The following is a 19,809-nucleotide window of genomic DNA, read 5'->3' as shown; positions in this document are numbered from 1 at the left end:
GATGAAATATTTACCCGCTTTGCTGCTGAGCACGCTGGCGACGCTGCTGCTCAGCGGATGCACCACCGCACCGGCCACCTCTTCACTGCCGTCTGGTCATCAGGTGGCGGAACCGGAAGTAACGGTCGCTGACTACCTGGCGACCCGCTGTAACGATCTGTGGCCGATAGAGAAGAGCGCGGCGCTGAGCAATCCCCTCTACTGGATGCGGGCGATTGACTGCGCGGAACGCCTCTCTCCCGCCGAAGCGAGAGCCGAAGCCCACCGCTGGCCGGCAGAGAGCTGGTCGCGCGCGTTCAAGCAGGGCGTGCTGATGGCCAATGGCAACGTGACCCCCGTAGAGCGCCGTGACTATGTGGCAACCCTGGATCGCTACAACAGTGATTTTCCGCCGTCCGTGCGCCCGCTGATTCAGCTGTGGCGCAGTAACCAGACCGCGCAGCTTGACCTGAGCGAAGCGCGCACCCGCTATGCGCATCTGCAACAGAGCAGCGACCTTCAGCAGGAGACGCTCCGCCAGCAGATGGTTAAACAGCAGCAGCAGCTCAGCGATACCCAGCATAAGCTGGAGCGGCTGACGGACATTGAGCGTCAGCTCTCCTCGCGCAAAGCCCCGGATGTCTCTGAAAATGGCCACGGCACCGCGCTGCCGCAGGATGAGGAGCAATAATGGTCAGACAAGCGGCAAAACTGCTGCTGGTGGATGACGATCCCAGCCTGCTGAAGCTGCTGGGCATGCGTCTGAGCAGCGAAGGCTATCAGGTCACCACCGCAGCCAGTGGACCAGAGGCGCTGCGCCTGCTGCAGAAAGAGAAGATTGAGCTGGTGATCAGCGATCTGCGCATGGATGAAATGGATGGCCTGGCGCTGTTTGGCGAGATTCAGAAACGCCATACCGGTCTGCCGGTGATTATCCTGACCGCACATGGGTCGATTCCGGATGCGGTTTCCGCTACACAGCAGGGGGTGTTCAGCTTCCTGACCAAACCGGTCGATCGCGATGCGCTCTATAAAGCGATTGATGAGGCGCTGGCCCAGCAGGCACCGGTCAGTGATGATCGCTGGCGGGAGGCGATTGTGACCCGCAGCCCGCTGATGTTAAGGCTGCTGGAGCAGGCCCATATGGTGGCGCAGTCGGACGTCAGCGTGCTGATCAACGGACAGAGCGGCACCGGTAAAGAGATGCTGGCGCAGGCGATCCACGCCGCCAGCCCGCGCAACGGCAAGCCGTTTGTCGCCATTAACTGCGGCGCGCTGCCGGAGCAGCTGCTGGAGTCGGAGCTGTTCGGTCACGCCAAAGGTGCCTTTACCGGCGCGGTCAGCGCCCGCGAAGGGCTGTTCAAAACCGCGGGCGGCGGCACGCTTTTCCTGGATGAGATTGGAGACATGCCGCAACCCTTGCAGGTCAAGCTGCTGCGGGTGTTGCAGGAGCGTAAGGTCAGGCCGCTGGGCAGCGATCATGACAGCGAGATCGACGTGCGCATTATCTCCGCCACCCACCGCGATCTGCCGAAGGCGATGGAGAAAAAGGAGTTTCGCGAGGATCTCTTCTATCGTCTCAATGTGGTGAACCTGAAAATTCCGGCGCTGCATGAGCGCACCGAAGATATTCCGCTGCTGGCTAATCATCTGCTGCGTCAGGCTGCGGAACGCCATAAACCGCAGGTGCGCAGTTTTTCAGTCGATGCGATGAAGCGTCTGATGGCCGCCAGCTGGCCTGGCAACGTGCGTCAGCTGGTTAACGTGATTGAGCAGTGCGTGGCGCTGAGTTCATCGCCGGTCATCAGCGATGCTCTGGTGGAGCAGGCGTTAAGCGGAGAAAATAGTGCGCTGCCCACCTTTGCCGAGGCGCGCAATCAGTTTGAGCTGAACTATCTGCGTAAGCTGCTGCAGATGACGAAGGGCAACGTGACCAATGCCGCGCGACTGGCTGGACGCAACCGCACGGAGTTCTATAAGCTGCTCTCCCGTCATGAGCTGGATGCCAGTGATTTCAAAGAGTAGGGCAGGCTGAGACGGGCGAGCGGCAGGTTGCCTGCTGAGGCGCGGATCGTTGCCGGGCATGCTCACGGCGCTGACAGCGCTTGCGGCAACCTGAAGAATCCCGGATATTAGCGCCCGACAGCGCCAGCAACATTTATACTTGATAAACCCTCTGACCATGGAGGGAGTGAAAAAGGGTCTGACATGAAAAAGATTGATGCGATTATCAAACCATTCAAGCTCGATGATGTTCGTGAAGCCTTAGCGGAAGTGGGCATCACCGGGATGACCGTGAGTGAGGTTAAAGGCTTTGGTCGCCAGAAAGGGCACACCGAGCTGTATCGCGGCGCAGAGTATATGGTCGACTTTTTGCCGAAAGTGAAGATCGAGATGGTGGTGGGCGACGATATCGTTGATACCTGCGTCGAGACCATTATGCGCACGGCGCAGACCGGCAAAATCGGTGACGGTAAAATCTTTGTCTTTGACGTTGCGCGCGTGGTGCGAATCCGTACCGGCGAAGAGGATGAAGAGGCAATCTGATGCCCTCCTGCGCCTTGCGTGTATCTGCTGCTGCCAGCATTACCCTGCATCGTTCAACAGATTAAGCCCGCGCTGCGGGCTTTTTCACGCTTATTACATGCCTTTATGCGGGCCAAAGAGCTCGTAATGAATGCGAGTGTCTGCCACGCCGGCATCCCGCAGCTGCGCCACCACGTGCTCCATAAAAGCCAGCGGACCGCAGAGATAGAAGTGGGTGGCGGGTGAGGCCAGGCGTGCAGAGAGAGCGGTGAGATCCATCACGCCCTGAGCATCATAGTGCCCGGCATCCTCAGCTGCGGGCTCGCGATACCAGACCCGGTGGGTGAAATCGGCCAGCTGTGCGCCTGTCGCGGCCACTTCATTGCGGAACGCATGCTGTCTGCCGTTCTCTGCCGCGTGCAGCCAGCTGACCGGCGCGCGATGATGACCGGCGGCCAGCGCATGCAGCATCGCCAGCATCGGCGTCTGACCCACGCCCGCGGAGATCAGCGCCACCGGCGTAGCAGGCGTCACCTCAAGGAAGAAATCCCCGTGCGGCGCAGTCAGCTGCAGCACATCACCTTCGCAGGCATGCTGATGCAGCCAGCCGGAGACGCTGCCCGCGGCTTCACGTTTCACCGCGATACGGTAATCTCTGCCGTTGCTGAGGTGAGTAAGCGAATACTGACGGATCTGACGATGGTCGAAACAGGCGGGCTGCAGATGAACGGTCAGATACTGACCCGGTTTAAAGGCCGCTACCGGCCCTCCGCCAACCGGCGTCAGGGTAAAGCTTTTGATCACCTCGCTCTGCTGTGCAATCGCGCTGATGCGAAACGCACGGGTGCCGCGCCAGCCACCGCGCTGGTTCTCTGTCGCCTGATAAATCTCTTCCTCACGCTGAATGAACAGATCCGCCAGCACGCCATAGGCCCGTCCCCACGCGGCCAGCGCCTCTTCACCCGGGTTCAGCAACTCGCGCAGCGTTGCCAGCAGATTCTCCCCGACGATAGCGTACTGCGCAGGCTGAATATTCAGGCTGGTGTGCTTCTGCGCAATCTTCTCTACGGCGGGCAGCAGCACGGCCAGATTCTCCAGATTCGCGCCATAGGCGCAGATAGCGTTAAACAGGGCTTCGCGCTGAGCACCGTTGCGCTGATTGTTCATGTTGAAGACGTTTTTCAGCTCCGGGTGGCGGGTCAGCATGCGTTCGTAAAAGTGCGCGGTCAGCTTCGGACCGCAGGCGGCGACGGCAGGGAGGGTCGATTTAACAGCGGCGATTGTCTGTGCATCAAGCATATCAGTGACCTCATTCTAAAGTTGCATTTTAAATGCATCTTAATGCCGTCTCGCTTCTGCTGTAAAGCAGCCGGTCAGTTTTCACCAACTGCCGGTGGCAACTTTTACGTGCATTTGGAAAAAAGCGCCTGTTATCAGACGCGGATTCGGCGGGCCGGAGAGGGGAGAAAAGGTGTAAAAAAGCAGTGCCACCCGTCAGCCAATCGTTTGCGTAAAAAGAGGCGGTTCACCCTACCTTCACCTGTTAAAACGGTTTACACTGTTGGCCTTCGCTCCCAGAGGGGGCAAATACCGTCAGAAAGTTAGCTGAGTCAGGAGATCCGGATGTTAAAGCGTGATATGAACATTGCCGATTATGATGCCGAGTTGTGGCAGGCGATGGAGCAGGAGAAAGTGCGTCAGGAAGAGCACATTGAACTGATTGCTTCTGAAAACTACACCAGCCCGCGTGTTATGCAGGCGCAGGGTTCTCAGCTCACCAACAAATACGCTGAAGGCTATCCGGGTAAACGCTACTACGGCGGTTGTGAATACGTTGATATCGTTGAGCAGCTGGCGATCGATCGCGCAAAAGCGCTGTTTGGTGCCGACTATGCTAACGTGCAGCCTCACTCCGGTTCACAGGCAAACTTCGCCGTCTACACCGCGCTGCTGCAGCCGGGCGACACCATCCTTGGGATGAACCTGGCGCACGGTGGACACCTGACTCACGGCTCACCGGTTAACCTCTCCGGCAAACTCTATAACGTGGTTGCTTACGGCATCGATGAAACCGGTAAAATCGACTATGACGAGCTGGCTGAACTGGCGCAGACCCACAAGCCAAAAATGATCGTGGGCGGCTTCTCTGCCTACTCCGGCGTCTGCGACTGGGCAAAAATGCGTGAAATCGCCGACAGCGTCGGTGCCTGGCTGTTCGTCGACATGGCGCACGTTGCCGGTCTGGTCGCGGCTGAGGTCTATCCGAGCCCGATTCCACATGCGCATATCGTCACCTCCACCACCCACAAAACCCTGGCGGGTCCGCGTGGCGGCATCATTCTGGCGAAAAACGGCGACGAAGATTTCTACAAAAAGCTGAACTCTGCGGTCTTCCCGGGCGGTCAGGGTGGTCCTCTGATGCACGTTATCGCCGGTAAAGCGGTAGCCTTCAAAGAGGCGATGGAGCCGGAGTTCAAAACCTACCAGCAGCAGGTGGCAAAAAACGCCAAAGCGATGGTAGAGGTGCTGATTGAGCGCGGTTACGACATCGTCTCTGGCGGAACCCATAACCATCTGTTCCTGATCGATCTGGTGAGCAAAAACATGACCGGTAAAGAAGCGGATGCCGCACTGGGCCGTGCCAACATCACCGTCAACAAAAACAGCGTGCCAAACGATCCGAAGAGCCCGTTTGTCACCTCGGGTATCCGTATCGGTACCCCGGCCGTCACGCGTCGTGGCTTTAAAGAAGCAGACGTGCGTGAACTGGCAGGCTGGATCGCGGACGTGCTGGACAACGTCAATGACGAAGCGACCATTGAGCGCACGAAGCAGAAAGTGCTGGAAATCTGCGGTCGTCTGCCGGTCTACGCTTAATCGCTAACCTGTTGTAAGACACCACAAAAAGGATGGCATCTGCCATCCTTTTTTATTGCCTGTCTGGTGGCGCTCTGCCAGAGTAGCGCCCACCTGTGCTGCAAGGCAGCAAACCTGCTGGAGGGAATATGGCAATCGGCTCCGCCAGATGGCTCGGACTGGGCTACTTCACTTACTTCTTCTGTTACGGCATCTACCTGCCATTCTGGGGCGTGTGGCTGAAAGGCACCGGTCTGGATGCAGAAAAAATCGGCCTGCTGCTGGGCTGTGGCATGGTGGCGCGCTTTGTCGGCAGCCTGCTTATCGCGTCTCAGGTCAGAAATCCTGCCCGGCTGATTACGGCGCTGCGGCTGCTGGCCCTGATGACCTGCCTGTTCATCATCGGATTCTGGGTGGGTGAGCAGTGGATGTGGCTGATGGCGGTGATGATTGGCTTCAACCTCTTTTTCTCCCCGCTGGTGCCGCTCAGCGATGCGCTGGCCGCCACCTGGACACGGCAGATTGGTCTGGCTTATGGACCGGTGCGACTGTGGGGATCGCTGGCCTTTGTGCTCAGCTCGGCGTTAACCGGTGTGCTGGTCAGCGCCTGGACCTCCCAGGCGATTCTGCTGCTGCTGTCGCTGGGCGCGGTCAGTATGCTGGCCGGCATGATGCTGACCCCCGTCACGCAGCCACAGGGCGATGAGCGTCAGGGCGCCGCAGGTGGGGGCTGGCAGGCGTGGCGGGCGCTGCTGCGTGAGAACGCCGTCTGGCGGTTCATGCTCTGCGTGACGCTGCTGCAGGGCGCGCACGCCGCCTATTACGGCTTCAGTGCTATCTGGTGGCAGGAGAGTGGCTACTCCGCCTCGACGGTGGGCTATCTCTGGTCGCTGGGCGTGGTGGCGGAAGTCGTGGTCTTTGCCCTGAGCAACCGCCTGTTCCGTCGCTGGAGCGCCCGGGATCTGCTGCTGCTTTCAGGCATCTGCGCGCTAATCCGCTGGAGCCTGATGGGAGCCACCACCGCACTGCCGCTGCTGATTGTGGCGCAGATCCTCCACTGTGGCAGCTTCACCGTCTGTCATCTGGCGGCGATGCGCTTTATTGCGGCGCGGCAGGGAGCCGAAGTGATCCGCCTGCAGTCGCTCTACTCCGCTCTGGCAATGGGCGGCGGGATTGCGGTAATGACCATGATCTGTGGCGTGCTGTTTACCCATCTGCAGGGCCACCTTTTCTGGGTCATGGCGCTGGTGGCGCTGCCCGCCCTGTTCCTTCGTCCCGGCTACGACTCCAGTAAATAACGAATACGCTGCTGATGGTGTAACGTCAGCGGCAGTTCAGCGTGCACCAGCGGCGGCGAGAAGAGAGGCAGCGAAGTAGGGTAGGGCGAGATGATGATATCCACATCACGCGGTGCGCCCTCCTGCTGAAACTGTCTGATATCCTGATAGGTAATATTGATCGGCAGCAGCGTGATCTCGCGGATCTGCTGCTCCACATCCTGCTCCAGCTGCGTATCATCCCCCGTCAGAATCAGCACCTGCTTCTCCTGCAAGGCACTCTCCTGCATCAGCCAGGCACCGAAAATAATGGTCATTAAACTCACCTCTTCCGGCGTAAAAGCGACGCTGTAATGCTGTTCAAACGGCTGTAAGGCCTGCTGGGTGGTGCGCAGCAGACGGGGATAGAGGCGGCTGACATCCAGCGCGACGCTGTTGTCGATACCGATATGGAAGTGGGTGCGCTCCAGCGCCTGGGCCAGATGCGGGTAGAGCTGGTTCAGCAATCCGTCGCGGTCAGCAAAGGTAACACCGGCGCACTGTTCGAAGTCATTGATCAACTGCTGCGTCGCCGTCATTAACTGCTGCTCGGCAGGATGATGAATGGCATGGGTCAGCGGCGTATGGATCTGGCTGAAGAGCAGCGTCCAGAAATCCGCTTCGCTGATCGGCGGGGCCAGGTGGCAGCGTTTGCGCCAGTGGTGAATCACATCCTCGGCGGCCTGCCGCTCTGCCTTATGCAGCAGCCAGTGACGCTGCGCCTCACTGAACAGCACCGGCTGGCGCTCGCATAAGCCATATTTCATAAAAATCTGCAGAAAAAGGCGGTCACGCTCGCTGAAATCCCGCTTCAGGCGCAGGCCGCAGTGCTGGATCAGTGCCTGCAGATTGGTCTCATCCCACAATGCTTTCTCAATCTTCATCACCTTCAGGCGCTGGCGCAGCGGGGCGGCAAAATGCGCGCAGACAAACTCCTGCGACAGACGCAGACTGCGCCGCAGGTTGTGCAGCAGACAGAGTCGCCGATTCAGCTCTGTGCCATGAAGACGAAAACTGCCGTCCACCATCTGGTGCAATTCCAGCTGGTGATATCGCTGTATCTCATGACCGACATCCGCGATATCCTGTCGGGCAACGGCAGGATCGACGCCATTAAGCTGGCAGACTTTCTCAAGTGTGAGCGCGGATGATGGCAGAAACAGCAGCAATAAAAGGTGGCACTGACGCTGTGAACGGGTGAAGAGTGGTGCCAAAGGGGTAGCAGAACTCATCAATCAGATTTCCAGCAGGCTATTTTGAGCTAAGAATAGTCAACCGCGTCAGCGCCTGTGCGCTTTGCGCAGTTTATTTGCCGGAGGTTTAAGGCGGGTCACAAAATTTTGTTACTTATAGATTCTTTTCATCGGGAACGTTACTTTATAACATTATGAAACGCGCACTTTTAACCTTACTGATGGCACTAAGTCCGGCTGTCGTGGCTCACCCTCACAGTTTCATCGACATGAAAACCGCGCTGGTGGCACAGGGTGACACCTTTACCGGTTTAAAGATGACCTGGACCATGGATGAAATCACCTCCGCCGATCTGCTTTATGATGCAGGCGACGCCAGACCGGGCAGCGTGGTGTGGAAAAAGCTGGCGGCGGGCGTGATGGCGAACGTTCTTGGCCAGCACTACTTTTCTGAAGTCTGGCATAACAAACAGCGGGTAAAGTTTTTGAATCTGCCAACGGAATATAATCTGTCACGCAATGGCCACAAGGCGGTGCTCGAATTTATTCTGCCGCTGGCGGAGCCGCCGACGCTGACCGGACAGCACTTTGAGATCCTGACCTTCGATCCCACTTACTTCGTCGATATGTTCTATGACAATCCCGGCGCCTTAACGCTGCCGCCTGCACTGCAGGGGCGCTGCCGCTTTACCCTGACGACGCCGAAACCCAATGATTCGCTGAAGCAGTATGCGCTGTCGCTGGATAAAGCCGATGCCCCCGCAGAGGAGATGGATCTGGGCCGCCAGTTTGCTCAGACGGTGGGGCTGACATGTCAGTAATGTCCACACCGGGGCGGGGATCGCGGCTCTGGCCACTCTGGCTGATGGCGGCGCTGCTGCTGAGCGGCGGACTGCTGGTCTGGATCTACTGGTCACAGATTCTGCTGCAGAGCGTGTTGTGGCAGAAAGATCTGCACCGGCAGATGACGCAACTGTTGCAGCAGGTGGCTGAGCAACCCCATCAGGCGGGTCTGTCGCTGGTGATTTTCAGCCTGCTGTATGGCGTGCTGCATGCGCTGGGGCCGGGCCACGGAAAAGTGGTGATCGCCACCTTTCTGGCGACCCATCCTGCCAGAGTGAAAATTAGTATCAGGCTGACGCTGCTCGCCTCACTATTGCAGGGCTCGGTGGCTATCGGGCTGGTGACGGTGATGCTGGTCATACTGCAAACCTCGTCGCGGCAGCTGCACCTCAGCAGTTTCTGGCTGGAGAAGGGCAGCTATCTGCTGGTGATCGGTCTGGGTGTGCTGATGGGCTATCGGGCGCTGCGTGCCCTGTGGCGGGCTTTGCGTCCCCGGCCTGCGCCGCTGTTTCGCGCCTTCCAGCCCCATCATCAGCATGATGCGCAGTGTGGATGCGGACATGCGCACCTGCCAACACCGCAGCAGATGCAGGGAAGTGTCAGCCTGAAAACTCAGCTGCTGGTCGTGGTGTCGATGGGATTACGCCCCTGTTCCGGCGCGATCATGATGCTGCTGTTTGCCAAAGTGATCGGCGTTTATGGCTGGGGCGTGCTCTCGGCTGCGGTGATGGCGCTCGGCACGGCCCTCACCATTTCCGCCATAGGCGTGCTGGTTCAGCAGGCGCGCTCGGTGGCGCAACGGCTGGCGCAGCCCCGCGAAACGGCGGGCAGCGCGCGGCTGCTTATCCCGCTGCTGACCCTGACCGGCAGTCTGATTTTAATCGTCGCGGGTCTCGCCCTGTGGCAATCAGCCCAGCTGACGCTGGGCGGTGGTATCCGCCCTTTCTGAATTAAAAACGCAGCGGGAATAAAATAGCCGCTGCGTTCTTCTCTTCGCTAATCCGCTTTAAATTCACATCTTTATTATTTTCTCACGCCGCTTTAGTGGAGAAGTGACTATTTCCTGTCTACGCTGTTAATACCAAATCGGCACGTCGCCGTCGGGATGATAAAAGATCAAAGCAGCTTTCTTTTTTGCGAGGAGTATATTTCATGGCTGATACCCGTATTAATAATGGTTATACCGAAACGCTGGCGACCGGGCCCGCAGGATTACCGTTAAAGCGTATTTCCTGGAGCGCCGTATTTGCCGGTGTTATCTGCGCGCTTATCGTTCACATCATTCTGACGCTGCTGGGAACGGCGATCGGTGCCACCACCATTGATCCGATGAAAGAACAGAATCCTCTGGATGGCCTTGGTACGGGCGCACTGGTCTGGACGGCGATTGAGATGCTGGTTGCCATTGCGGCGGGTAGCTATGTGGCAGGACGTCTGGCGCAGCGCGAAGGCGCCATGCACGGTTTACTGATGTTTGGCCTTAGCACAATTTTCACTATTTACCTGGCAGTTACGCTGGCTTCCAGTGTATTAGGCGGCGCGATGAATATTGTAGGCTCCGGCTTCCAGGCGCTGGGTAATGGTATTTCCGCAGCGGCACCTTCGGTAACGCAAATGGCAAAAGAGAAGCTGCAGGAAAATAATATTAATCTGGATAACCTGCAGAGCGAACTGGAAACCACGCTGCGTCAGACCGGTAAGCCGGAATTACAGCCAGAGAATTTAAAACAGGATGCGAATAACGAAGCGCAGAATGCAGAGAATCAGGCGAACAATACCGCAAACCATCCGCAGACGGCCGATACCGATCTGGCTAACTGGTTAAAAGGTGTGATGGATCGTCATTCTGATACGCTGCAGGCCGCTGACCGTGATGCGCTGAAAAATATTATCAAGGCGCGTACCGGTAAAAGCGATGAGGAAGTGGATCAGATCGTTGCCAAAACCGAGCAGAGCTATCAGCAGGCCGTTCAGAAGTATCAGGAACTGAAACAGCAGGCTGAGCAGAAAGCGCGTGAAGCCGGCGAAAAAGCGGCCGCCGCCACTGCAAAAGCGAGCTGGTATGCCCTGATTCTGCTGATCATCGAAGCCGTGCTGGCGGGTGTGATGGGTATGGTGGGTCGTCGCACTCAGCCTCGTCAGGTGCTGGCGCACGAACGTCGCTAATCCCCTGTAACAGGCAATAAAAAAGGCGGCTGAGAAGCCGCCTTTTTTCTGTCTGAGACTTAGCGTTTTAACGCTTCGCTCAGCTCATCACGCATGGAGGAGAGCATCGCTTTCACCACGCGCGGGTTACCGGCAACGATATTACCGGAGTGCATATAGCCATGGTTACCGGTGAAGTCTGTCACCAGACCGCCCGCTTCACGAACCAGCAGTTCTCCCGCCGCAAAGTCCCACGGCTTCAGGCCGATTTCAAAGTAACCGTCCACGCGACCGGCGGCCACGTAGGCCAGATCCAGCGCAGCTGAACCGGTGCGGCGGAAATCGGCGCACTGCGTAAAGAGTTTGGTCAGGATGTTCATGTAAGCCGGTGCATGCTGCTTCATCTTGAACGGGAAGCCGGTTGCCAGCACGGTGCCATCCAGATCGCGGGCAATGCTGCCGCGCAGACGATAGCCGTTCAGCTGGGCGCCCTGACCGCGTGAAGAGGTGAAGAGCTCATTGCGCATCGGATCGTAAACGACCGCGACTTCAGTGCGGCCTTTGATGCGCACAGCGATAGAGACAGCGAAGTGGGGCAGACGTTTGATGAAGTTTGAGGTGCCATCCAGCGGATCGATAACCCATTGAACGTCCTGATCTTCGCCCGCCAGCTCACCGCTTTCTTCGGTGATGATGGTGTGTTTCGGGTAAGATTTACGAATGATTTCGATAATCAGGCGTTCTGCTTCACGGTCAACATTGGTTACGAAGTCGTTGCTGCCTTTCTGGCTGGCTTCGACGGCGTCCGGGGTTTCATAATATTTGGCAATTAAATTTCCGGCCTTGCGCGCTGCGCGCACGGCAATGTTGAGCATTGGATGCATCGGTATCTCTCGCTGGATGTTAAAGAACGGGGAAAACGGCGCGGAGTATAGCAGTGTGTTCGGTAAATGTCCTGCTTTATGTTAGGATTCTCCCCACTGATTTTACTGACCCGTTTCTGAGTATCCCTAATCATGCTGCAAAATATTCGTATCGTTCTGGTTGAGACCTCTCACACCGGTAACATGGGCTCCGTTGCGCGCGCCATGAAAACCATGGGCTTAACCAACCTCTATCTGGTGAATCCGCTGGTCAAGCCCGACTCACAGGCCATCTCACTCGCGGCGGGTGCCAGCGACGTTATCGGCGACGCGAAAATCGTCGACTCGCTGGATGAGGCGATCGCCGGCTGCAGCCTGGTCGTGGGCACCAGCGCACGGTCCCGCTCACTGCCATGGCCAATGCTGGATGCGCGTGAGTGCGGCGTGAAAAGTGTGGAAGAGGGCCAGCAGGCACCGGTCGCGCTGGTCTTTGGGCGTGAGCGCGTCGGCCTGACCAACGAAGAGTTGCAGAAGTGTCATTATCACGTCGCGATTCAGGCTAATCCGGAGTACAGCTCGCTGAATCTGGCGATGGCGGTGCAGATTATCGCCTATGAAGTGCGCATGGCATGGTTACAGTCGCAGGAGCAGGCCAGCCCGGCACCGAAGTATGAAGAATCGCCTTATCCGCTGGTCGACGACCTGGAGCGCTTCTATCAGCATATGGAACAGATGATGCTGAACAGCGGCTTTATCCGTGAAGCCAATCCTGGTCAGGTGATGAGCAAACTGCGCCGTCTTTATACCCGCGCGCGTCCGGAACGCGATGAACTCAACATTCTGCGCGGCATGCTTTCCTCCTTTGAAAAGCCAAAAAGCGATAAAAAATAACAGGTTAATAGTTGACTGAATTACCAGGTTAAATAGTTGAGTGTTTTACCAGGTTAAATAGTTGACCAATTTACTCGGGAATGTCAGACTTCAGAGCATCTGTTGCTAATCCTCCGATAACCGGACGCTATTGAGGTCGTATGCTATGAGACTGACATCCAAAGGACGTTATGCCGTTACCGCAATGCTGGACGTTGCCCTTCACTCCCATGAAGGCCCGGTCCCGCTGGCTGATATTTCAGAGCGTCAGGGCATTTCGCTCTCCTATCTGGAGCAGTTATTCTCGCGGCTGCGCAAAAACGATCTGGTCTCCAGCGTCCGGGGACCGGGCGGCGGTTATCTGCTGGGCAAAGCGTCCAATACCATCTCTGTCGGTGAAGTGATCACCGCTGTAGATGAGTCTGTTGATGCAACGAAGTGCCAGGGGAAAGAGGGCTGCCAGGGCGGCGAACGTTGCCTGACCCACGTACTGTGGCGCGACCTGAGTGTGCGCATCAGTGACTTCCTGAATAACATCACGCTGGCTGAGCTGGTGAACAATCAGGAGATCCTGGATGTCGCCGACCGGCAGAATGCGATTGATAATCGCCGCTTCCAGAGCCCGCGTACTCAGGAAATCAACATCAATCAGCGCGCCTCGTAATCCCCCCTGTTGCGGCCCTTACTGCTAACGCGGTCAGGGCCGAATCTGCTATAAAGACGTATGATTTTTTATACGGAGCTGTAGCGCAATGAAATTACCGATTTACCTGGATTACGCCGCCACCACGCCGGCCGATCCGCGTGTAGCCAGCAAAATGATGCAGTTTCTGACGCTGGATGGCACGTTCGGTAACCCGGCCTCGCGATCGCACCGTTTTGGCTGGCAGTCTGAAGAAGCGGTCGATGTTGCGCGTAATCAGATCGCCGAACTGGTCAATGCCGATCCGCGTGAAATCGTCTTTACCTCAGGCGCCACCGAATCTGACAACCTCGCGATCAAAGGTGCGGCCCACGCCCATCAGGCGCGCGGCAAACATATCATCACCAGCCGGACCGAACACAAAGCGGTACTCGACAGCTGTCAGCAGCTGGAACGTGAAGGCTTTGAGGTCACCTGGCTTACGCCAGGCACTGACGGCATTATCTCCCCTGACCAGCTGCGGGCGGCGCTGCGCGACGACACCATTCTGGTCACCCTGATGCACGTCAATAATGAAACCGGCGTGGTTCAGGATATCGCCGCCTTTGGTGAACTCTGCCGCGAACGTGAGATTCTGTTTCATGTGGATGCGACCCAGAGCGTCGGCAAGCTGCCTGTCGATCTCGGCGTGCTGCCGGTGGATCTGATGTCCTTTTCTGCTCACAAACTCTATGGCCCGAAAGGCATCGGCGCGCTCTATGTGCGGCGGAAACCGCGCGTGCAGATCGCCGCCCAGATCCATGGGGGCGGGCACGAGCGCGGTATGCGATCCGGCACCCTGCCGGTTCATCAGATTGTCGGGATGGGGGAAGCCTTTCGCATCGCAGCTGAAGAGCGCGAAACCGAGATGGCGCGTCTGCAGGCGCTGCGTGAGCGTCTGTGGCAGGGCATCAGCACCCTGCCGGGCGTGACCCTTAACGGCCATCCTCAGCAGAGCGCGCCCAATATTCTCAACGTCAGTTTCGCTGACGTTGAGGGTGAGTCATTGATCATGGCGCTGAAAGATCTGGCGCTCTCTTCCGGCTCGGCCTGTACCTCCGCCAGCCTGGAGCCTTCCTATGTTCTGCGGGCGCTGGGGCTGAGTGAAGAGCTGGCGCACAGTTCGCTGCGCTTTTCGCTGGGACGCTTCACCACCGATGAAGAGATCGACTATGCCATCGCGCTGGTGCAGAAATCCGTGACGCGTCTGCGGGCATTAATGAAATCCTGACACCCGGTCAGAATCCGGAAACGGCACCTGTCATTGCACTTCGCTGGCATCACCCGACGGAATCTGTTATCAGGTCTGTCTGCGGATTGCATTTAACATCTTATTAAAGCCGTTATAACAATCAGGCTGGATGAAACAGATAACGATTATGGAGCTTTTCGATGACCACACAACCGATGAACATCACGCTTAGCAGCCAGCCCGCCGATGCGCGCTGGGGCGAAAAAGCGATTCTCAGCAGCAACGACAGCGGCATGACGCTGCATCTGACCGGCGCGGATGCGCTGAATACCATTCAGCGTGCGGCGCACAAAATCGACAGCCAAGGGATCCGCCACGTGGCGCTCACCGGCGAAGGCTGGCATCTTGAGCAGTGCTGGGCATTCTGGCAGGGCTTCCGTGGCCCGAAAGTGCAGCGTCAGGTGGAGTGGCCGGCGCTGGGCGAACATGAGCAGGCGGAGTTTGACCGTCGTCTGAAAGCGATCGACTGGGTCCGCAACGTCATCAACCTGCCTGCAGAAGATCTGGGGCCGGAACAGCTGGCACACATGGCGATCGATCTGATCAGTGAAGTGGGCGGCAGCGCCGTCAGCTATCGCATCACCAAAGGTGACGATCTGCGCGAACAGGGCTACATGGGCCTGCACACCGTAGGACGTGGCTCGAATCGCCCGCCGGTCTTCCTGGCGCTGGATTACAACCCGACCGGTGATGAGAGTGCGCCGGTCTATGCCTGTCTGGTCGGTAAAGGCATCACCTTTGATACCGGCGGCTACAGCCTGAAGCAGAGCAGCTTCATGGATTCGATGAAGTCAGATATGGGCGGAGCGGCGACTGTCACCGGCGCGCTGGCGCTGGCGATTTCCCGTGGACTTAACAAGCGCGTCAAACTCTACCTCTGCTGTGCCGACAACATGGTCAGCAGCAACGCCTTTAAACTGGGCGATATCATTCGCTATCGCAACGGTAAATCGGTGGAAGTGATGAACACCGATGCGGAAGGACGTCTGGTTCTGGCCGACGGCCTGATCGATGCCAGCGAACAGAATCCGACGCTGCTGATCGACGCTGCCACCCTGACCGGCGCAGCCAAAACGGCGCTGGGTAACGATTACCATGCGCTGTTTACCTTTGACGACGTGATGGCGCAGTCGCTGATGGGCAGCGCGGTGAGCGAGAATGAACCTTTCTGGCGTCTGCCGCTGGCAGAATTCCATCGCAGTCACCTGCCGTCTAACTTCGCCGACCTTAACAATATCGCCAGTCCTTCCCATGCGGCGGGTGCCAGCAGCGCGGCAGCGTTCCTGTCCCACTTCGTCAGCCACTATCAGCAGGGCTGGCTGCATATTGACTGCTCTGCGACCTATCGCAAAGGCGCGGTCGATCAGTGGGCCGCAGGCGCAACCGGCCTGGGCGTGCGCACTATCGCCAACCTGTTACTGAAATAAGCTGACCCCAGCGGTGGCCGATGCCACCGCGATGCAGAGAGCAACTATGAACCGTCTTGAAGAGGTGCTGAAGCTGGCCGCAACTGAGCCAGCCCATCGGCCCGAATTTTTTCAACTGCTGCTGGAGTCCGATGTCTGGGTACCGGGTGAAAGCACCCAGCCACAGCTCGATGCCAGTACGCCGGTTGATCTGCAGCACTGGGAAAAAGAGGATGGCAGCAGCATCATTCCTTTTTTCACGTCGGAACAGGCGATGAGCGAAGCCGTCACGGGTGAACAGGCCTGGCTGCGTCTGCCGGTGCGGACGCTGTTTGAGATTACGCGCGGCGAAACGCTGTTTCTCAATCCAAAACTCCCTTCCGGCAAAGAGTTTACCCCGGCAGAGATTACGCATCTGCTGGCGGAGCAGGGCAGTGCGCTGAGTCAGCAGACCGTGCTGGAAGGCGGGCACGCCCTGCTGCTCTCTGAGGTGGCCGAGCCGCCTGCGCAGATGATCGACTCGCTGACGCAGCTGTTCAGCAAGCACAAAGAGGTGCGGCGCGCCTTTGTTGCCAGCATTCGCGAGCAGGCCGACGAAGCGCCTAATCTGCTGATTGGTATCGAAGCGGACAGCAACATTGAGGCAATCATTCAGGCGGCGGGCAGCGTGGCAACGGATACGCTGCCGGACGATGCGCCGATTGATATCTGCGAAGTTACCCTGCAGGACCGGGGTATCAGCCACTTCTTTACCGCGCACATCACGCCCTTTTATGAACGTCGCTGGGGCAGTTTCCTGCGTGACTTCAAGGGCAGCGAGCGGATTATCTGACGCAGTTAAAAACAGGCGGCTCATGGGCCGCCTGTTTTTTATTTCGCAATCGGTAAGTCGTCGCGACTGCCCCATTCACCCCAGGAGCCGTCATACAGCGTGACATCCCGCGCTCCCAGCGCCGTCAGCGCGAGGATTACCACCACCGCCGTGACGCCAGAGCCGCAGCTGGCCACTACCGGTTTGCTGATATCGACGCCGGCGTCAGCAAACAGCTGGCGCAGCGCCGCCTCCGGCTTCAGTTCTCCCTGTTCTACCAGACTGTTCCACGGCACGTTCAGACTGTTGGGAATATGCCCGCGATGTAATCCGGGACGCGGCTCGTCCACTTCCGCGTTGAACCGACTGGCCGCACGTGCATCCACGATCTGTGCGCCGCCTTCATGGCTGATCAGCAGCACGTCCGTCAGACGTTTCACCCGGCTTTCATCCGCCTGAGCCTCAAACTCACCTTCCGGCAGGCTGACCTCGCCGGTTTCCAGCGCAAATCCCGCTGCTTTCCAGCCCTGCAGTCCGCCCGCCAGGATCGACACCTGCGCGACACCAAAGGTCTTCAGCATCCACCAGGCGCGTGGCGCGGAGAAGAGATTGCCTTCGTCATAGACCACCAGGTGTTTATCGCTGCTGACGCCCAGCTCGCGCATCGCCACGGCAAAGCGTTCGGCGCGCGGCAGCATGTGGGGATAGGGGCTGGTGTGGTCGGACAGCGCTTCGATATCGAAGTAAGGGGCGTCGGGTAAGTGTCCCGCCAGATATTCAGCCTGAATATCACGCACGGCCTCCATGCCGGGTGGCAACATGCGCGCATCCAGAACCTGAAGCCGCTCATCATCATAGTGCTCTTGTAACCAGTCGGCGGACACAAACAGTGGCGTCGTCATAACAACCTCATCTCAGCAATCTGTGATAGCAGTGTCGGGGAATGTGGAGACCATCTCAAGCGATGCGTTAATAAAATGGGGCAGGGGAGGAGAAAAAGCCTGGCGTGCTGCTCAGGAATCGTCCGTCAGGGCCGCAGCACCGGCGCTTTTTCAGGCAAAATCATAACGAAGACGCCTCTGCGTCGACTCAGATCAAGAATTTTCAACAAATTAGGGATCTCTGATAGGCAATGCCGCACTCAGCCCCTATAATCGGCGCCGTTTATTGGCCGGGGGCTGCGCCGCCGGTTTCTTCAGGACGTCAAGACAGAGGTCATCATGGCAATCGAACGTACTTTTTCTATCATCAAGCCAAACGCCGTCGCTAAAAATGTGATTGGTGCTATCTACAACCGTTTTGAAAGCGCTGGCTTCAAAATCGTTGGTGCAAAAATGCTGCAGCTGAGCAAAGAGCAGGCTGAAGGTTTTTACGCTGAGCACCAGGGCAAGCCATTCTTTGATGGTCTGGTTGAATTCATGACCTCTGGCCCGGTTGTCGTTTCTGTACTGGAAGGTGAAAATGCCGTTCAGCGTCACCGTGACCTGATGGGTGCGACTAACCCGGCAAACGCACTGGCTGGCACCCTGCGTGCTGACTACGCAGACAGCTTCACCGAAAACGCCACGCACGGTTCAGATTCTGCTGAATCCGCTGCCCGCGAAATCGCCTATTTCTTCGGCGAAAACGAAATCTGCCCACGTACCCGTTAATCGCCTGGCGATAAACAGCAGGTCGGCTTTACAAAAATCTGCCTGAGGGAGCCACTCCCGCCTGTTATCAGGCCGCAGATGTTGTACAATATTGCGCCTTCATTGACTTCGCTTAATGAAGGCGCAATTTTTTTCACCTATCCCTGAACAGCGCCATAACGTGTAACAACGAGGCCAGAGAATATTATGTCCGAACAGATTGTGACGTCCGCGTCCGCATCCCCCATTGTCGTTTCCCCTAAAAGCCAGAAAATCAACCTGCTGGATCTCAACCGTCAGCAGATGCGCGAGTTTTTCCAGTCGCTGGGCGAAAAGCCGTTCCGTGCCGATCAGGTCATGAAGTGGATTTACCACTACTGCTGCGACGATTTTGAGCAGATGACCGACATCAACAAAAAGCTGCGTAACCGGCTGATGGAGCTGACGGAGATCCGCGCACCGGAAGTGGCTGAAGAGATGCGCTCCACTGATGGCACCATTAAATGGGCCATCCGCGTGGGCGATCAGCTGGTGGAAACGGTCTATATCCCGGAAGGCGACCGCGCCACGCTGTGTGTTTCTTCGCAGGTGGGGTGTGCGCTGGAGTGTAAATTCTGTTCGACCGCACAGCAGGGCTTTAACCGTAACCTGCGGGTGTCAGAAATTATTGGTCAGGTGTGGCGTGCGGCGAAAATCGTCGGCGCAGCAAAAATCACCGGCCAGCGTCCTATCACCAACGTGGTGATGATGGGCATGGGTGAGCCGCTGCTCAACCTCAATAATGTGGTTCCGGCAATGGAGATCATGCTGGATGACTTCGGCTTTGGTCTCTCCAAGCGTCGTGTGACCCTCTCTACTTCAGGTGTGGTGCCTGCACTGGACAAACTGGGCGATATGATTGATGTGGCGCTGGCCATTTCACTGCACGCGCCTAACGATAAGCTGCGTGATGATATTGTTCCGATCAACAAAAAGTACAATATCGAAACCTTCCTGGCAGCGGTGAAACGCTACATTGGCAAATCTAACGCCAACCAGGGACGCGTGACCATTGAGTACGTCCTGCTGGATCATGTCAATGACAGTACCGACGATGCGCATGAGCTTGCCGCATTACTGAAAGAAACACCGTGTAAAATCAACCTGATTCCGTGGAACCCCTTCCCGGGTGCACCTTATGGCCGCAGCTCAAACAGCCGCATCGACCGCTTCTCCAAGGTGCTGATGGACTACGGTTTTACCACCATTGTGCGTAAAACCCGTGGCGACGATATTGATGCCGCCTGTGGCCAGTTAGCGGGTGAGGTAATCGACCGCACCAAGCGTACGCTGCGTAAAAAAATGGCGGGTGAAGCCATCTCTGTGAAGGCGCTCTAGAAGCGTGACAGAGAACGTTTCCTGACGTGAAGACGCGTGGCAGGCTGCAGCCTGTCAAT

At 57.5% G+C, this 19,809-nt stretch carries 19 protein-coding genes; 15 read left to right on the top strand and 4 right to left on the bottom strand.

Annotation, left to right across the window (positions count from 1 at the left end; genetic code table 11):
• Position 1 precedes the first annotated feature (1 nt).
• The 3 genes from qseG to glnB all read left to right on the top strand — a co-directional run bounded on the left by qseG (position 2) and on the right by glnB (position 2,526).
• Positions 2-670: a two-component system QseEF-associated lipoprotein QseG gene (qseG, locus tag AC6I7A_RS14680; protein ID WP_009088688.1), complete on the top strand. Its 669-nt coding sequence runs from the start codon at positions 2-4 to the stop codon at positions 668-670.
• Positions 670-2,004: a two-component system response regulator GlrR gene (gene glrR, locus AC6I7A_RS14675; RefSeq protein WP_009088690.1), complete on the top strand. Its 1,335-nt coding sequence runs from the start codon at positions 670-672 to the stop codon at positions 2,002-2,004. The genes qseG and glrR overlap by 1 nt, the downstream gene beginning before the upstream one ends.
• A gap of 183 nt (positions 2,005-2,187) precedes the next feature.
• The gene (gene glnB / locus AC6I7A_RS14670; RefSeq protein ID WP_003848647.1) at positions 2,188-2,526 is read left to right on the top strand and encodes a nitrogen regulatory protein P-II; all 339 of its coding nucleotides are present in this window, start codon (positions 2,188-2,190) and stop codon (positions 2,524-2,526) included.
• A 93-nt stretch (positions 2,527-2,619) separates the two neighbouring features.
• Here the strand turns inward: glnB and hmpA are convergent, their stop codons facing one another.
• Positions 2,620-3,804 (bottom strand): NO-inducible flavohemoprotein, encoded by a 1,185-nt coding sequence (hmpA, locus tag AC6I7A_RS14665; RefSeq protein ID WP_058957394.1) that lies wholly within the window; start codon positions 3,802-3,804, stop codon positions 2,620-2,622.
• Positions 3,805-4,128: 324 nt separating this feature from the next.
• Between hmpA and glyA the strand changes: the two genes are divergently transcribed.
• Both glyA and AC6I7A_RS14655 read left to right on the top strand, forming a co-directional pair.
• Positions 4,129-5,382, top strand: coding sequence for a serine hydroxymethyltransferase (glyA, locus tag AC6I7A_RS14660; RefSeq protein WP_058957395.1), 1,254 nt, complete (start codon positions 4,129-4,131; stop codon positions 5,380-5,382).
• A gap of 128 nt (positions 5,383-5,510) precedes the next feature.
• Positions 5,511-6,659: a 3-phenylpropionate MFS transporter gene (locus AC6I7A_RS14655; RefSeq protein WP_058957396.1), complete on the top strand. Its 1,149-nt coding sequence runs from the start codon at positions 5,511-5,513 to the stop codon at positions 6,657-6,659.
• Here the strand turns inward: AC6I7A_RS14655 and csiE are convergent.
• Positions 6,641-7,909 (bottom strand): stationary phase inducible protein CsiE, encoded by a 1,269-nt coding sequence (gene csiE / locus AC6I7A_RS14650; protein WP_009088698.1) that lies wholly within the window; start codon positions 7,907-7,909, stop codon positions 6,641-6,643. The genes AC6I7A_RS14655 and csiE overlap by 19 nt on opposite strands.
• Before the next feature lie 155 nt (positions 7,910-8,064).
• On the opposite strand from csiE, the gene AC6I7A_RS14645 reads away from it, so the two are divergent.
• The 3 genes from AC6I7A_RS14645 to AC6I7A_RS14635 all read left to right on the top strand — a co-directional run bounded on the left by AC6I7A_RS14645 (position 8,065) and on the right by AC6I7A_RS14635 (position 10,879).
• Positions 8,065-8,691 (top strand): DUF1007 family protein, encoded by a 627-nt coding sequence (locus tag AC6I7A_RS14645; RefSeq protein WP_009088701.1) that lies wholly within the window; start codon positions 8,065-8,067, stop codon positions 8,689-8,691.
• Positions 8,682-9,662 (top strand): nickel/cobalt transporter, encoded by a 981-nt coding sequence (locus tag AC6I7A_RS14640; protein WP_058957397.1) that lies wholly within the window; start codon positions 8,682-8,684, stop codon positions 9,660-9,662. The genes AC6I7A_RS14645 and AC6I7A_RS14640 overlap by 10 nt, the downstream gene beginning before the upstream one ends.
• A 203-nt stretch (positions 9,663-9,865) precedes the next feature.
• Entirely contained in the window at positions 9,866-10,879 is a 1,014-nt protein-coding gene (locus AC6I7A_RS14635) for a TIGR04086 family membrane protein (protein WP_046102373.1), read from the top strand.
• A gap of 59 nt (positions 10,880-10,938) precedes the next feature.
• On the opposite strand, the gene suhB is transcribed toward AC6I7A_RS14635, so the two are convergent.
• A complete protein-coding gene (suhB, locus tag AC6I7A_RS14630; RefSeq protein ID WP_009088706.1) occupies positions 10,939-11,742 on the bottom strand; it encodes an inositol-1-monophosphatase in 804 nt (267 codons plus the stop codon).
• Positions 11,743-11,874: 132 nt separating this feature from the next.
• On the opposite strand from suhB, the gene trmJ reads away from it, so the two are divergent.
• From trmJ to sseB, 5 genes are all read left to right on the top strand, one after another.
• Positions 11,875-12,612 carry a tRNA (cytosine(32)/uridine(32)-2'-O)-methyltransferase TrmJ gene (gene trmJ, locus AC6I7A_RS14625; protein WP_009088708.1) on the top strand — a complete coding sequence of 246 codons (738 nt, stop codon included), beginning with the start codon at positions 11,875-11,877 and terminating at the stop codon, positions 12,610-12,612.
• Between the two features lie 145 nt (positions 12,613-12,757).
• Entirely contained in the window at positions 12,758-13,255 is a 498-nt protein-coding gene (gene iscR / locus AC6I7A_RS14620) for a Fe-S cluster assembly transcriptional regulator IscR (protein ID WP_009088710.1), read from the top strand.
• Positions 13,256-13,343: 88 nt separating this feature from the next.
• Entirely contained in the window at positions 13,344-14,504 is a 1,161-nt protein-coding gene (locus tag AC6I7A_RS14615) for an IscS subfamily cysteine desulfurase (RefSeq protein WP_058957398.1), read from the top strand.
• 161 nt (positions 14,505-14,665) lie between these two features.
• Positions 14,666-15,952: an aminopeptidase PepB gene (pepB, locus tag AC6I7A_RS14610; protein WP_058957399.1), complete on the top strand. Its 1,287-nt coding sequence runs from the start codon at positions 14,666-14,668 to the stop codon at positions 15,950-15,952.
• Positions 15,953-15,998: 46 nt separating this feature from the next.
• Entirely contained in the window at positions 15,999-16,763 is a 765-nt protein-coding gene (gene sseB / locus AC6I7A_RS14605) for an enhanced serine sensitivity protein SseB (protein ID WP_009088716.1), read from the top strand.
• A gap of 38 nt (positions 16,764-16,801) precedes the next feature.
• On the opposite strand, the gene sseA is transcribed toward sseB, so the two are convergent.
• On the bottom strand, positions 16,802-17,644 hold the full coding sequence (gene sseA, locus AC6I7A_RS14600) for a 3-mercaptopyruvate sulfurtransferase (protein ID WP_058957400.1): 843 nt from the start codon (positions 17,642-17,644) through the stop codon (positions 16,802-16,804).
• Between the two features lie 318 nt (positions 17,645-17,962).
• Here sseA and ndk point away from each other — a divergent pair, with 318 nt between their 5' ends.
• Together ndk and rlmN are read left to right on the top strand one after the other, a co-directional pair.
• Positions 17,963-18,394: a nucleoside-diphosphate kinase gene (gene ndk / locus AC6I7A_RS14595; protein WP_003848684.1), complete on the top strand. Its 432-nt coding sequence runs from the start codon at positions 17,963-17,965 to the stop codon at positions 18,392-18,394.
• 186 nt (positions 18,395-18,580) lie between these two features.
• A complete protein-coding gene (gene rlmN, locus AC6I7A_RS14590) occupies positions 18,581-19,750 on the top strand; it encodes a dual-specificity RNA methyltransferase RlmN (protein ID WP_009088720.1) in 1,170 nt (389 codons plus the stop codon).
• Positions 19,751-19,809: the final 59 nt, after the last annotated feature.

Source organism: Type-F symbiont of Plautia stali, assembly GCF_059731105.1.
Note: the sequence above shows the minus strand (reverse complement) of the source record. Positions and strands in the feature narration are given on the sequence as shown.

Coding starts and splice junctions, on each gene's coding strand:
- pepB (WP_058957399.1), top strand. CDS start 14,666: ATGACCACACAACCGATGAACATCACGCTTAGCAGCCAGCCCGCCGAT.
- AC6I7A_RS14615 (WP_058957398.1), top strand. CDS start 13,344: ATGAAATTACCGATTTACCTGGATTACGCCGCCACCACGCCGGCCGAT.
- csiE (WP_009088698.1), bottom strand. CDS start 7,909: ATGAGTTCTGCTACCCCTTTGGCACCACTCTTCACCCGTTCACAGCGT.
- ndk (WP_003848684.1), top strand. CDS start 17,963: ATGGCAATCGAACGTACTTTTTCTATCATCAAGCCAAACGCCGTCGCT.
- AC6I7A_RS14635 (WP_046102373.1), top strand. CDS start 9,866: ATGGCTGATACCCGTATTAATAATGGTTATACCGAAACGCTGGCGACC.
- rlmN (WP_009088720.1), top strand. CDS start 18,581: ATGTCCGAACAGATTGTGACGTCCGCGTCCGCATCCCCCATTGTCGTT.
- qseG (WP_009088688.1), top strand. CDS start 2: ATGAAATATTTACCCGCTTTGCTGCTGAGCACGCTGGCGACGCTGCTG.
- AC6I7A_RS14655 (WP_058957396.1), top strand. CDS start 5,511: ATGGCAATCGGCTCCGCCAGATGGCTCGGACTGGGCTACTTCACTTAC.
- AC6I7A_RS14645 (WP_009088701.1), top strand. CDS start 8,065: ATGAAACGCGCACTTTTAACCTTACTGATGGCACTAAGTCCGGCTGTC.
- glnB (WP_003848647.1), top strand. CDS start 2,188: ATGAAAAAGATTGATGCGATTATCAAACCATTCAAGCTCGATGATGTT.
- glrR (WP_009088690.1), top strand. CDS start 670: ATGGTCAGACAAGCGGCAAAACTGCTGCTGGTGGATGACGATCCCAGC.
- suhB (WP_009088706.1), bottom strand. CDS start 11,742: ATGCATCCAATGCTCAACATTGCCGTGCGCGCAGCGCGCAAGGCCGGA.
- sseA (WP_058957400.1), bottom strand. CDS start 17,644: ATGACGACGCCACTGTTTGTGTCCGCCGACTGGTTACAAGAGCACTAT.
- AC6I7A_RS14640 (WP_058957397.1), top strand. CDS start 8,682: ATGTCAGTAATGTCCACACCGGGGCGGGGATCGCGGCTCTGGCCACTC.
- iscR (WP_009088710.1), top strand. CDS start 12,758: ATGAGACTGACATCCAAAGGACGTTATGCCGTTACCGCAATGCTGGAC.
- trmJ (WP_009088708.1), top strand. CDS start 11,875: ATGCTGCAAAATATTCGTATCGTTCTGGTTGAGACCTCTCACACCGGT.
- glyA (WP_058957395.1), top strand. CDS start 4,129: ATGTTAAAGCGTGATATGAACATTGCCGATTATGATGCCGAGTTGTGG.
- sseB (WP_009088716.1), top strand. CDS start 15,999: ATGAACCGTCTTGAAGAGGTGCTGAAGCTGGCCGCAACTGAGCCAGCC.
- hmpA (WP_058957394.1), bottom strand. CDS start 3,804: ATGCTTGATGCACAGACAATCGCCGCTGTTAAATCGACCCTCCCTGCC.